Annotated in this window: 10 protein-coding genes; 3 read left to right on the top strand and 7 right to left on the bottom strand. The window is 71.5% G+C overall.

Annotated elements, in window-relative coordinates; translation table 11 throughout:
• Positions 1-17: 17 nt before the first annotated feature.
• Positions 18-1,199, bottom strand: coding sequence for a dihydrofolate reductase family protein (locus OG758_RS06015; RefSeq protein ID WP_326708986.1), 1,182 nt, complete (start codon positions 1,197-1,199; stop codon positions 18-20).
• Between the two features lie 157 nt (positions 1,200-1,356).
• Here OG758_RS06015 and OG758_RS06010 point away from each other — a divergent pair, with 157 nt between their 5' ends.
• Together OG758_RS06010 and OG758_RS06005 are read left to right on the top strand one after the other, a co-directional pair.
• Positions 1,357-1,695 (top strand): ArsR/SmtB family transcription factor, encoded by a 339-nt coding sequence (locus OG758_RS06010; protein ID WP_266570623.1) that lies wholly within the window; start codon positions 1,357-1,359, stop codon positions 1,693-1,695.
• 5 nt (positions 1,696-1,700) lie between these two features.
• Positions 1,701-2,243, top strand: a complete 543-nt coding sequence (locus OG758_RS06005) for an SRPBCC family protein (protein WP_326708985.1) — start codon at positions 1,701-1,703, stop codon at positions 2,241-2,243.
• Positions 2,244-2,315: 72 nt separating this feature from the next.
• Here OG758_RS06005 and tnpB read toward each other — a convergent pair whose 3' ends face one another.
• From tnpB to OG758_RS05990, 3 genes are all read right to left on the bottom strand, one after another.
• Positions 2,316-3,770 (bottom strand): IS607 family element RNA-guided endonuclease TnpB, encoded by a 1,455-nt coding sequence (gene tnpB / locus OG758_RS06000; RefSeq protein ID WP_326708984.1) that lies wholly within the window; start codon positions 3,768-3,770, stop codon positions 2,316-2,318.
• Positions 3,767-4,342: an IS607 family transposase gene (locus OG758_RS05995; RefSeq protein WP_326708983.1), complete on the bottom strand. Its 576-nt coding sequence runs from the start codon at positions 4,340-4,342 to the stop codon at positions 3,767-3,769. The genes tnpB and OG758_RS05995 overlap by 4 nt, the downstream gene beginning before the upstream one ends.
• 86 nt (positions 4,343-4,428) lie before the next feature.
• Complete coding sequence (locus OG758_RS05990; RefSeq protein ID WP_326708982.1) at positions 4,429-5,055, bottom strand: LuxR C-terminal-related transcriptional regulator; 627 nt, start codon at positions 5,053-5,055, stop codon at positions 4,429-4,431.
• A gap of 212 nt (positions 5,056-5,267) precedes the next feature.
• Here OG758_RS05990 and OG758_RS05985 point away from each other — a divergent pair, with 212 nt between their 5' ends.
• Positions 5,268-8,435 (top strand): cytochrome P450, encoded by a 3,168-nt coding sequence (locus OG758_RS05985; protein ID WP_326708981.1) that lies wholly within the window; start codon positions 5,268-5,270, stop codon positions 8,433-8,435.
• A gap of 77 nt (positions 8,436-8,512) precedes the next feature.
• Here OG758_RS05985 and asnB read toward each other — a convergent pair whose 3' ends face one another.
• The 3 genes from asnB to OG758_RS05970 all read right to left on the bottom strand — a co-directional run bounded on the left by asnB (position 8,513) and on the right by OG758_RS05970 (position 13,322).
• Positions 8,513-10,354 (bottom strand): asparagine synthase (glutamine-hydrolyzing), encoded by a 1,842-nt coding sequence (gene asnB, locus OG758_RS05980; RefSeq protein ID WP_326708980.1) that lies wholly within the window; start codon positions 10,352-10,354, stop codon positions 8,513-8,515.
• A 276-nt stretch (positions 10,355-10,630) separates the two neighbouring features.
• Positions 10,631-11,971, bottom strand: a complete 1,341-nt coding sequence (locus OG758_RS05975) for an MFS transporter (RefSeq protein ID WP_326708979.1) — start codon at positions 11,969-11,971, stop codon at positions 10,631-10,633.
• A 166-nt stretch (positions 11,972-12,137) separates the two neighbouring features.
• Entirely contained in the window at positions 12,138-13,322 is a 1,185-nt protein-coding gene (locus OG758_RS05970) for a TIGR03364 family FAD-dependent oxidoreductase (RefSeq protein ID WP_326708978.1), read from the bottom strand.
• Positions 13,323-13,415 lie beyond the last annotated feature (93 nt).

Below are 13,415 nucleotides of genomic sequence, written 5' to 3'. Positions count from 1 at the left end.
TCTCATTCTGCGCTTATTCAATCCTTATGTGTACCTGTGGTGAGAATGAGGTGTCGATTGGGGCGAATCGCCCCCTCGGCAAGGTCTGGAATCTCCGCGACGGTCACGCCCGCGCCTTCCAGGACTCCGATGCCGTCGGCGCCCGCCACGAAGGTGTCGGGCTCCCGCCAGGCCGTCACCACGCGCCGCACCCCCGCGTCGAGGATGAGCCGGGCGCAGGGCTTGGGTCGAGACGCGCGGCGGGCGCACGGTTCGAGGCTGCTGTAGACGGTGGCGGTACGCAGCCGAGGGTCCGCCGGATCGATCTTGGCGAGTGCCGCCTCCTCGGCGTGCACGACCGGATCGCCGCCCTCCCGAGAGTGGCCCCGTGCCAGCTCGGTGCCGTCACTCGCGACGATCACCGCACCGACGCTGAACGCCGTTTCGGAGGGTGGGCAGTCCGCGGCGAGGGCGCAGGCGAGGGCGAGCCAGTGCCGGTCGGCCGCGGTGGGGGAGCCGTCGGCGCCGGGCGCGCAGGGCGCGTACCGCATCAGCACCACGTCGCCGACCGGGCGGGTCTCCAGGAGCCGCATCCGGTGCCGGCTGCCGCCGGGGTACGCGCCAGGGCCGAAGAGCCGGGGCGCGTCCGGTTCGCCCACGACGAGCGGCGCCAGTGCCAGCTGCACCTCGTCGGCCAGGCCGCGCTGGAGCAGTTGGGTGTGGATCCGGGCGCCCCCCTCCGCCATCAGGCGCCGCACGCCGTGCGCCGAGGCCAGGTCGTCGAGCATCCTCTCCCAGTCGACGGTGTCCCCGAGGGCGACCACCTCGGCGAGCGCGCCGAGCCGCTCCCGCGCGAGGGCCGCCCCGGCGTCGGTGGTGTACACGACCTTGTCGCCGCCCGTCGTCCAGAACGGGTCCCCCGCGTCCAGGTCGCCCGAAGCGGTCACCGCCACCTTCAGCGGATACGCGGGCAGCCCGGTGGCCACCCGGTCGGCGCGCCGCCGCGCCGACTTGACCAGGAGCCGCGGCCGGTCGGCCCGCAGAGTGCCCGCCCCCACGAGGATCGCGTCGCACGACGCACGCACCGCGTCGACCCGGTCGAAGTCCTCGGCGTTGGACAGGAGCAGGCGCTCGGGCCCCGCGTCGTCCAGGCAGCCGTCGAGGGAGACGGCGGCGGACAACAGGACGTACGGGCGGGACGGGCGGGAGGGCTGGGACATGGCGGCTCCGGGTCCGGGTGGCGAGAGCTGTGCTGCTTCAACCTTCGAACACTATCCGGGAGGTGCCGCAGTCGAGGGGGCCGTCGCCGCAGGTGTAGTGGGCGCCGGGCACTTACATGCCTTGACCAGCATATAACTGGTGAGGCATATTTTGGTCATGCCCGCACCCGCCGTCTGGACCGCACTCGCCGACCCGCACCGCCGCGCCATCGTCGCGCTGCTGCTCGAGCGTCCGCGGCCGGTCGGTGAGATCGTCGAGGCGTGCGGCCTGAGCCAGCCCAGCACCTCGAAGCACCTGCGGGTACTGCGCGAGGCGGGCCTGGTCGACGTCGAACAGGAGGCCCAGCGCCGCGTCTACCGGCTCGAACCCGGACCGGTCGCCGAGCTCGACGCCTGGCTCGAGCCCTATCGGCGCCTGTGGAACGACCGCCTCGACGCACTCGGGCGCCGCCTCGACGCCCACGCCCCCGAGGACGACGAACCAGCGAAGGACTGAAGGCCATGACCACTCCGCACCCCGGCCCCACCGGCAGCTACGCCCCGCTCGACGACGGCCGCCCCGCCGTCCGCTTCACCCGCACGTACGACCACGCGATCGAGCGGGTCTGGCGATACGTCACCGACCCCGCCGAACTCGCGCACTGGTTCCCCTCCCAGGTCGAGATCGAGTTGCGCGCGGGCGGTGTGATCCGTTTCCACGGCGACCCGAACATGCCGGAGTCGACCGGCCGAGTCCTCGCCGTGGAAGCGCCGCGCCACCTCTCCTTCAGCTGGGGCGGCGACGAACTCCGTTTCGACCTGGAGGTGCTCGATGAGGGGCACACCCGCTTCACCCTGACCAATGTCCTGGAGGCCGCCGACACCGCGGCCCGTAACGCCGCGGGGTGGGAGGTCTGCCTCGACGCCCTGGACGCGACCGACCGCGGCGAGAGCTTCGACGGCCCGCACGCGGGGACGCTCGCCCCGTGGAAGGTCCGATACGACGCCTACGTCGAGGCCGGATTACCTTCGGGCGCGCCCGTCCCGGGCATGGACGAGGCGTAACCGCGCCGTTGCTCAGAGCCTCAGTAGCTCTCAGCATTCCGGGTATTGCGGCCCGGAAGGTCCGTCTCATCACTAAAGCGTGGGTGCTTCGGCTTGAGTACGGTCTCTCGTTTCCGTCTGCTGTTGGTGCGGCAGGGTTGCGCCACCTGCCCGCCCGCCCGTGGCCTTGCGGCTGCGGGCGGTTGCGCGGGTCTTACGGTCGGCTCCACGAGGCTTCGACGCCGCCGGGGCGGTGTCCTGGTCTCCGGCCACTCCGGTACCAGTTACTGCGGCTGCCGCGAGGGCTGCGAGGTTGAGTGCGGCGTTTTCGTCCCGGTCGATGACCAGGCCGCAGGCGTCGCATTCGTAGGTCCGCAGGTGCAGCGGTAGCTTGACTTTCACTGCGCCGCACTCGGAACAGGTCTTCGAGGAGGGGTACCAGCGGTTGGCGACCACGAGGCGGGTGGCGTGGCGCTGGCGGGTCTTGTAGTCGAGCTGGTGGCGGATCTCGCCGAATCCGGCGTCGGCGATCCGGCGGGCCAGGCGCCGGTTGCGGAGCATCCCGGCGACGTTGAGGTCCTCGACCACGATGGTGCCGTACTCGGCCGCAATGCTCGTGGTGAGTTTGTGCAGGGCGTCTTCGCGGAGGTTCGCTACGCGGTGGTGGACCTTGTTCCGCTGGGCGTTGGCCTTCTCCCACCGCTTCGAGGGCCCCTGTCCGGTGCGTCGGTCGGGTCCCTGGCGTCGGCAGACGACGCGACAGGCGCGGCGCAGCTGCTTGCGTGCCCGGTCGTAGTGCCCAGGGTTGGCGAGACCGCGGATCTCGCCGGTGCTGTCGGCCATGACAGCGAGGGTCTTCACGCCGAGATCGATCCCGACCGCCGCCTCCGGCCGGGCGACCCGGGCGAGGTCCTGCTTCACCTCTACCTGGAAGGAGACGAACCAGCGCCCCCGCTCGTGCCGCACAGTCGCGGACAAAACCCGGGCCTTTCCTGTCTGGACGCGGGTGAGGAGTTTGACGGTGGGCTCACAGGTGCGGATCGTGCCCAGCCTCGGCAGCGTGACGTGCCGGCCGTCGGCATCGACGCGGATCGTGCCGGTGGTGAACCGGCAGGCGAGGCGCGCTTTGCGCTTCGACTTGAACCGCGGCGCACCCATCTTTTGGCCGTGGCGCTTGCCCTGCTTGGACTTGGAGTAGTTGTCGAACGCGGCCGACGCGTTGGCCAGCCCGGTGGAGTACGCCTCCTTGGAGTTCTCTGCCCACCAGTGCGCGAATCTGGGGTCGGTGTGCTTGGCGGCGTTGAATGCCTTGCGCAGCGACGGCAACGACCACGGCCGCCACTCGGTCAACTGCTCCTGCGGGATGCCGTAGGTGGATTCGGCCTTGCGCTGCCACCACGACGCCTCGATCCAGGCAACCGCCCAGTTGTACGCGGCCCGTGCCGCACCACAGTGCGAGTGCAGCGCCCGCTCCTGGGCAGCGTTCGGGTCCAGAGCGAACCGGTACGCCTTAACCACGAACCCGGGCTGCGGCCGGAACTTCTTCACTCGGCGGCCTCACCGGTCGCCACGGCCACCGCGCGGGCGGCACGCTTCTTCGCCCCCCGCCGCCCGTACAGGCGCGCACACATCGACGTCAGCACTTCGGTGACGTCGCGCACCAGGTCATCGGCGCTCTCAGCGGGGTCAAGGACAACCAGCCGCCGCCCAGACGCGGACAAGACCGCTTCGAGGTGCTCGACACCAAACCCGGACAGCCGGTCTCGATGCTCGACCACGATCACCACCGCCTGCGGGTCTGACAGAACCCGGTGCAGCTTGCGCCGACGACCGTTCAGTGACGAGCCGACCTCGGTCACGACCTCCGCAACCGGCAGGCCAAGACCAGTGGCCCCCTGAACCACACGCGCCACCTGCCGGTCAAGGTCCAACTCCTGGTCCGCCGACGACACTCGGCAGTACGCCACGACACGGCCAGACACCTCCGAAGCAGGCTCGTCGACCAGCCACGTCCCGGACGGCGTCTGACGCACCGGGACCGGCATACGGCCCTCTTTCGCCCACGACCACGCGGTCTGGTAATGCACACCATTGCGCGCCGCCCACTCAGAAAGCTTCACGCAAACAAGATAACACATGAGAAAAGCTGAGATTCACTGATGTCTCACGCAACAGTTGGTAGCCCCTCACGGAGAGCCGTCACCTGTCAGCCGCCCGGTGCCGTGGCGCGCGGCGGCCACACCCCGGGCGCCAGCACGCCCGACGCATAGGCGCGCGCGACCAGTTCCGTACGGTTCGTCGCACCCCACCGCCGGGACAGGCGCCGCAGGTGGTAGTTGACGCCGTCCGTGGTCAGGCCCGTATCGCGGGCCGCCTGAGCCGTGGTGGCACCGGCGGCGAGCAGCTCAAGGATCCGCGACTCGGCCGCCCCTGCCGTCGCCCTCGGCCGGGCGGGCGCGGGCGGGCGCGCGCCGACGACCCGCAGCATGACGAGCAGATCCGGCGTCCGGTCGACGGTGTCGCTGACCGGATCCACCGTCAGTTCGCCCTCCCGGAGTGCCCCGTCGGGCGTCTCCCAGGTGACCGAGACTTGATAGCGGGAGCGCCGCCGCAGACGCAGTGCCTCGGCGATCCGGTGGATCTGTGACGCGTCCCGCGGGCGGAACAGATGCAGGATGTCCCGGCCCTTCAGACGGCCGGGGGTGGTGTCGCACTCGGCGGCCATCGCCGCGTTCGCCAGCATGATCGTCCCGCGTGGTCCGCACACCGCGACGGGGATCGGGATCCGGTCGAAGAGCAGCATCGCGCGATTGCGCCACAGCACCCCGTCCATCGCGTACCCCTTTCGTATGTCACGTCCGGTCCCCTGCCGCGGCCGAACCTGCATCACGTCCGGACCCATGTCACGTCCGGCCGGTGAGCGCAAGCGCGGCGCGCTGCTGGGCACTACACAATCATGTAGTGCGGCGGCCCGGCCCGGCGGGGCCACGGGATCAAGCTGGACACGCACCGAACTCCGTACCGCGAAAGGCAGTTGCCGCCCCCATGCCCGACTCCGCGCTGCTCCCGCCGGCCCCCACCGACGGCCTTCCGCTCATCGACATCTCCGCCACGGGTCCCGGACCCGCGCCCCTCCAGCAGGCCATGGAGCTGTCCCGCCGCCACGGCCCCGCGCTCGTGCGCAGGCTGCACGGCCGCGACGCCCTCTTCGTCAGTGACCTCGACCTCGTCACCGAACTGGCCGACGAGACCCGCTTCGCCAAGCACGTGGGCCCCGCTCTGGAGAACGTCCGCGCCTTCACCGCCGACGGCCTCTTCACCGCTTACAACGACGAACCGAACTGGGCCCGCGCCCACGACATCCTCATGCCTGCCTTCGCCCTGGGCTCCATGCGGACCTACCATCCCGTCATGTACCAGGTGTCCCGCCGCCTCATCGAGTCCTGGGACCGCGCCGCGCACTCGGGCAGCCCCGTGGACGTGCCGGGCGACATGACGCGCATGACCCTCGACACCATCGGACTCGCGGGCTTCGGTTACGACTTCGGGTCCTTCGAGGGCTCCGAGCCGCACCCCTTCGTGGAGGCGATGGTCCGCTGCCTCGAATGGTCGATGAAGCGTCTCGCCCGCACGCCCGGCTCCGACCATTCGGCCGCCGACGCGGCGTTCAAGGCCGACGCGGACTATCTGGCGCAGGTGGTCGACGACGTCATCGCGGCGCGCGCCGACGCGCCCGAAGGCGACGACCTGCTCGGCCTGATGCTCACCGCCCGACACCCCGACGGCTCCGCGCTGGACGCGGCGAACATCCGCAACCAGGTCATCACCTTCCTGATCGCGGGTCACGAGACCACCTCGGGCGCGATGTCCTTCGCCCTGTACTACCTCGCCAAGCACTCGGCCGTGCTCGACCTCGTACGCCGTGAGGCCGACGCCCTGTTCGGGGACGCGGCAGATCCCGAGCCCACCTTCGACGAGGTCGGCCGGCTCACGTACACACGGCAGGTACTGAACGAGGCGCTCCGCCTGTGGCCGACCGCGGCCGCGTTCAGCCGCCACGCGCGCGAGGACACGCTCCTCGGCGGACGCATCCCGCTGCGCGCCGGGCAGCCGGTCACCGTCCTCGCGCCGATGCTGCACCGGCAGCCGGTGTGGGGCGACAACCCGGAGCTGTTCGACCCCTCCCGGTTCACGCCTGAGGCGGAGGCCGCGCGCTCACCGCACGCCTTCAAGCCGTTCGGCACCGGTGAACGCGCCTGCATCGGGCGGCAGTTCGCGCTCCACGAGGCGACGATGCTGCTCGCCCTCCTGGTGCACCGTTACCGGCTCGTCGACCACGCCGACTACGACCTCACGGTCAAGGAGACGCTGACGCTCAAGCCCGAGGGCTTCACTCTCACGCTCGTCCCGCGCACCTCCGCCGACCGCAAGCACCCGGCCCTGCCCGGCCACGCGCCCGTCGAGGAGCGGACGGCCGCACCGGACACGCTGCCCGCACGGGTGCGGCCCGGCACCGGGGTCCTGTTCCTGCACGGCAGCAACTACGGGACCTGCCGCGGCCTCGCCGAGCAGCTCGCCGACGACGTCGCCGCGCTGGGCTGCGACACGGCCGTCGCGCCCCTCGACACCCATGCGGGAGCGCTGCCCACCGACCGTCCCGTCGTCGTGGTCGCGGCCTCCTACAACGGCCGGCCCACCGACGACGCGGCCGGGTTCGCCACGTGGCTCGACGGTGCGCAGGACGGCGCCGCGAACGACGTCACCTACGCGGTCCTCGGCGTGGGCGACCGCAACTGGGCAGCCACCTACCAGCACGTCCCGACCCGCATCGACGAACGGCTCGACGCGCTCGGCGGCACCCGCCTGTGCGAGCGCGCCGCGGCCGACGCCTCCGGCGACCTCAACGCGACCGTCCGCACCTTCACGACGGGACTGCGCGCCGCGCTCCTCACGCAGTACGGGGACCCCGACGCCGCCCCGGCCGACAGCGCGGAGCCCGAGGACGCTTACGAGATCCGGGAGATCGGCGGTGGGCCGCTCGACGCCGCGGCCGCCCGGCACGGGCTCGTCCCGTTCACCGTCATCGAGGCGAGCTCCCTCACCGCGCCCGACCACCCGCGCACGAAGCGCTTCGTGCGTCTCGCGCTGCCGGAGGGTGTCACGTACCGCACGGGGGACCATCTCACCGTGCTGCCCGCGCAGGATCCCGCGCTCGTGGAACGGGCGGCCGCCGCTTTCGGAGTCGGCCTGGACACGGTCCTCGACATCAGGGCCCGCCGCCCGCGTCGCGACGGGCTCGCGCTCGACCGGCCGCTGACGGTCCGTGAACTCCTCACATACCACGTTGAGTTGGCGCAGGTCCCGACCCCGGCCCAGGTGGCGCTGCTCGCCGAGGCCAACCCCTGCCCTCCCGAGAGGGCAGCGCTGGGGGCCCTCGCCGACGACCCGCGCACGCTCGTCGAACTCGTGGAGGACCACCCCGCGCTGCGCGGCGCGCTGACCTGGCCGCATCTTCTCGACCTGCTGCCGCCGCTGAAGCCCCGGCACTACTCGATCTCGTCGAGCGCCGAGCGCAGCCCCGCACACGCCGATCTCATGGTGTCCGTCCTCGACGCCCCGGCCCGCTCGGGCCGCGGCCGCTTCCGCGGCACGGGATCGACGTACCTGGCCGGGCTCCGGCCCGGCGACACGGTGCTCGCCCGCGTCCAGCCGTGCCGCGAGGTCTTCCGCGTCCCGAACGATTCGGAGACCCCGGTCGTCATGATCGCCGCGGGGACGGGTCTCGCGCCGTTCCGAGGCGCCATTGCCGACCGCGGCGCTCTGCTCGCCGCCGGCACCCCGCTCGCACCCGCCCTGTGCTACTTCGGCTGCGACCACCCCCGCGGTGACTTCCTGCACGCCGACGAACTGCGCGCCGCCGAGGCCGCGGGCGCAGTCTCCCTGCGCCCCGTCTTCAGCGAGGCACCCGAGACGGGCCACGCCTTCGTCCAGCACCGGGTGGCCGCCGAGGCCGACGAACTGTGGGCGCTGCTCGGGTCCGGGGCGCGCGTCTACGTCTGCGGTGACGGTGCCCGGATGGCGCCCGGCGTCCGTGACGCGTTCCGCGCCCTGTTCCGCGACCGCACGCCGGGAGCCGGCGACGCCGAAGCCGAGCGCTGGCTGGCCGGTCTGATCGCGGACGGACTGTACGTGGAGGACGTCTACGCGGGCTGAGGACTCCGCGCACATGGATCCGCACCCGGCGGCGGCGTACGGCCGCCGCCGCACGCCGCCGCCGGGGCGGACCGGGCTCAGGAAAGGACCAGCTCCGGGCTGTACAGGTCGAGCCAGAGCGCGAGGTCCAGCGTGCGTTCGAGACCGCGCCGCGACGCCTGCGTGATCTGCGGCGCCTCACGGTGCGCGGCCCGCGACACCCGCTCCCGGTCGACCAGGTCGAACACCCGGTGCGAGGGCCGGGCGAGCAGATCCTTCGCGTGGTTCTGGAGCGCGACGGCGTACTTCGGGTCCTGTGTCGACGGATACGGGCTCTTCACCCGGTCGTACACCGACTTCGGCAGCACGTCCGCGGTCGCCTCGCGCAGCAGGCTCTTCTCCCGGCCGTCGAACGACTTCAGTGACCAGGGCGTGTTGTACACGTACTCGACGAGGCGGTGGTCGCAGAAGGGGACGCGCACCTCCAGGCCGACGGCCATGCTCGCGCGGTCCTTGCGGTCGAGCAGGACCCGCACGAACCGGGTCAGGTGCAGATGGCACATCTTGCGCATCCGGTACTCGAAGTCGCTCTCGCCGTCCAGGCGTTGGATGCCGCGCACGGCACCGGCGTAGCTGTGGCGGACGTATCCGTCCAGGTCGAGGGCGCCGGCCAGGTCGCCGCGCAGGACATCGGAGTCGTCGCCGAAGTGCTGGGACATGCGCACCAGCCACGGGAACGTGTCGGCACTGCGCGCCTCCTCGTCGAAGAACTGGAGGTAGCCGCCGAACACCTCGTCGGCGGACTCGCCCGACAGGGCGACCGTCGAGTGCTCCCTGATCGCCCGGAACAGCAGATAGAGCGACGCGTCCATGTCGCCGAAGCCCGCGGGGATGTCACGGGCCCGGATCACCCGGGCCCGGACCTCCGGGTCGGCCAGCTCGTTCGAGTCGAGGACGATGTCGCGGTGGTCGGTGCCGGCCGCCTTCGCCACGTCGTGCACGAACGGGGTGTCGGGCGTGCCGCGCATCTCGTCGGCGACGAAGTTCTCCGTCTGGCCGACGAAGTCCACGGCGAAGCTGCGTACCGTCTCGCCCTGTTCACCGAGCTGCCGCGCGGCGATCGCCGTCATGGCGGACGAGTCGAGGCCACCGGAGAGGAGCGTGCAGCGCGGCACGTCCGAGACGAGCTGGCGCCGCACGATGTCGTCGAGGAGCGAGCGCACGGTCGCGATCGACGTGTCGCGGTCGTCGGTGTGCGGACGGGTCTCCAGCGTCCAGTACGCCCGCTGCCGCAGTCCGCCGCGGTCGACGGTCACGACGGTGCCCGGCTCCACCTCGTGCATCCCGTCCCAGACGGCGTGACCCGGCGTCTTCACGATGGTGAAGAGCTCCCGCAGACCGTCGAGCGTCACCCGTGACTTCGCGAGCGGATTGGCGAGGATCGCCTTGGGCTCGGACCCGAACAGGACACCGTCAGGAGTCTCGTAGAAATAGAAGGGCTTGATGCCCATGCGGTCCCTGATCATCACGAGCTTGTTCTCGCGGCCGTCCCAGACGGCGAACGCGTACATGCCGTTCAGGCGCTCGGCCAGCGCCTCGCCCCACTCCAGGTAGCCGCGCAGCACGACCTCGGTGTCGGAGTCGGTGGTGAACCTGTGCCCACGTGCGGTCAGTTCGCTGCGGAGTTCCGTGTAGTTGTACGTCTCGCCGGAGTACACGAGCACGACGGTGCCGCGCGGCGTCTCGGCGGTCATCGGCTGACGCCCGCCCGGCAGGTCGATGATCGCGAGCCTGCGGTGGCCGAGCGCCGCGGGCCCGTCGATCCACGTGCCGCGGTCGTCCGGGCCTCGGCATTCCATCGTCTGCGTCATCGCATCCAATGTGTCGGCCGAAGCCCGCAGGTCGCGATCGAAGGAGACCCAGCCGGTGATGCCACACATACGTTCCTCCTGCATGCCGTTCCGGCGCCGAACCAGTTGTATCCAGCACCTATATGTCGAGCGTGTGACATGGCGCTGTGTACGGTCAACGCGCCGGTAACCCGGTGTATGCCGGTGACCCGACGGTTTCGGCCGCTCTTTGCTTGACAGGGTGGAACGGTCCCCATCGCAAATCGCGACGGCGCGCCGGTCATTGCCGGAATGCGGGCGGGCCGGACGGGCGGGATCCGGCCAAGGGCAAAAACTTGATCAACCCCGGGCCGGGCCCCACGGTCCTCAGGCCGTCACGGCCGTCCGGTTCCAGTGCGGCAGCATGACCACTCCCGCGAGTGCCGCGGCGGCGGCGAAGCCGTAGAAGAGCACGGTGGTCGAGAGGAAGCCCGGGAGCAGGCCGCCGAGGATCGCGCCGACGGAGCCGCAGCCGTTGACGAAACCGGTGGCGGTGCCCGCCCCGGCCTGGCCTCCCGAGTCGACGGCCGCGACGCCCGCGATCAGGGCGTCGGCGGCGTAGAGACCGAAGCCGATCACGGCCAGGACGCCGACCATCGTCCAGGTGCTGCCCGTCGCGGTGAGGGGCACGAACGCCGCGAGCGTCACCGTCAGCAGACCGAGCGAGAGGACGCACGGCGGGACGCGCCGGGAGGAGAACAGGCGGTCGGAGATCCAGCCGACCGTCATCGGCGCGAGCACGCCGGCCACGCCGAACGCCACCGGGATCAGCGTGGCCTCCAACTTGCCCACCTCGGGCAGCCGTTCACTGACGATCACCGGGCCCCACAGCAGGAGCGCGTACCGGGCGGGCTTGAGCAGGAAGTACGCGGCGCTGAGCGTCAGGACCATCCGGTCGCGCAGGATCTCGCGGTAGATCTCGCGCGAGGTGGGCGGCGCCTCGGCCGGCGCGGGCGCGGCGCCGGACTCGGCCGTCGTCTCCTGGGCGTCCGGCCGAGGGAGACCGACGTCCGCAGGCTCGTTGCGCTGGAAGACGACGAACAGCGCGAGTACGACGGCCAGCGTCGCCGACCCGGCCAGGAACGCCGCGTGCCAGCTGTCGAAGACCGAGTACGCCCACCAGCCGAGGAACGGCGGCGCCGCGAGGCCGCCGAACGCGTAGTTCGTGCACCACAGGCCGAGGATCCGGCCCCGCTCCTTCACCGGCACGAAACTGGTCACGTTCTTGCACAGCGGGGCCCAGCCCGTCGACTGCGCGAGCCCCTGCACGGCCATCGCGACGCCGAACACGACGAGTGAGGTGCTCAGGCCGATGACCGCCGACGCGACCACCGCGCCCGCCATCCCGCCGATCACGACGATCCGCGGCCCGAACCGGTCCGCCCACGAGCCCCACGCGAACTGCCCCACCGCGTAGGCCGCGAGATACACGGCGTCGATCAGTCCGAGCGTGTGGGACGTGAGGGTGTGATTGACCGCGGGGTCGTCCAGAATGCCGAGCTTGGCGACCGAGAACGCCTGCCGGACGAAGTAGAAGCCCGCGTACGCGATCCAGGTGACGGCGAAGATCTGCCAGCGCCAGCGCTGCGAGAGCCGGGCGGAAGCGGGGTCTGCCGCGGGGGACCGGAGCGGGTCGGGCGCGACCCCTGGCCGGGTGCCGTCGGGCATGGTGGTCTCCTTGTCCTCGGTGCCTGGTGAGCGATGGATGCGGGGGGTGACGTGCCGCAGTGCTACGCAGTGCCGGGCCCCGCGCCGCGAGACGTGTTCGCGGCGCGGGCTGCCCTCTGTGCCGGGGTGGAGTGGCGGTGGCCGGGACCTTGTCCGCGGCGGGCGGTCAGGCCGTCGCGGCCAGGGACTCGTCGAACGTGGCGGCGGCGAGACCGAACGAGAGCGTCATGCCGATCCCCGAGGTGACCGAGATGGCCCGCACGCCGGGTGCCATGTCCCGGACCAGGAGCGGGCCGCGGCAGCTGCTCGCGTAGACGCCCTGCCAGCGTTCCGTCACCCGCAGGTCACCGGTTCCGAGGACCTCGGCCGCCGAGTCGAGCAGCAGCCGCGCCGTCGGCTCGTCCTCGAACGGGGCCGTGGTCCGCCCGTAGGCGTGGGAGTCCCCGACCAGGACCGTGCCGTCGGGCAGGCGGGTGAACATGACGTTCGCGACGACGTCGAGCAGCTCGGGGCTGTGGCCGATGACCTCCTCGCGCAGCCTCGGCCCCGACGGCATGGCCGTGAAGGCGTCGTAGCGCAGCATGGAGGTCGCGGTCAGGATCGCCGCGTCCGTACGGAAGGCATCGGGCGCCGTGACCCGCGCCATGGTGAGCCGGCAGCGCTCGATGCCGTGCTCCTCCGCCGCCGTGGGGTACAGGCGGTCCAGGTCGTGGCCCACGCAGACGAGGATCCGGTCGCCGTGGACCGGGCCGCGGCCGGTGTGGACGGTGCCCTCCTCGACGCCGTTCACGTTCGTGCCCCACACCACGGTGACGTTGGGCTGTATCGACAGCCACGCGGCCAGGTCCGGGGCGGCCTCGCGGGGGTTGACGCGCAGGTCGTCAGGGAGGAAGGCACCGCCCACGATGTCACCGGCGTCGGCGCCCCGGCCGAGCTCGCCCGCGACCTCCTCGCGGGTCCGCAGCCGGACTGTGTCCGCGCCGCGCTCCTCGCGCAGCTCCTCCAGGACCGCGAGTTCCGCCTCCGACCTCGCCACCACGAGGGCGCCGGCCTCCTTGGCCCACAGGCCCGAGCTCTTCGCGGCCTCCAGCCACCCCGCCCGCGAGCGGTAGGCGAGTTCCAGCAGGTCGCCGCGCTGTGCCGTGATGCAGCAGTGTCCGAAGTTGCGTACCGAAGCGCCTACGGGCTGCCAGTCCCGCTCGACGACCGTGACGGTCAGTCCGCGCCGGGCGGCCTCGAAGGCGTGGGCGAGGCCGACGACCCCGGCACCGACGATGACCAGGTCGCTGCGGCCGTTGGGCAGGTCGGCGGCGGGCGAAGGGGCGGACGAGGGCGCTGTTGTGATGCTCATGAATGGCAGCGTGCGAGCCCTCGGGCGTATGGGGCAAGACTTGTGTGTACAAGTTTTCCGTCTGTTTACCTTCCGTGCCTCGAAGCGGGGGTG

This window comes from Streptomyces sp. NBC_01474 (assembly GCF_035918215.1).
GTDB lineage: Bacteria > Actinomycetota > Actinomycetes > Streptomycetales > Streptomycetaceae > Streptomyces > Streptomyces aureus.
This window is presented reverse-complemented; position numbering and strand designations above follow the sequence as displayed.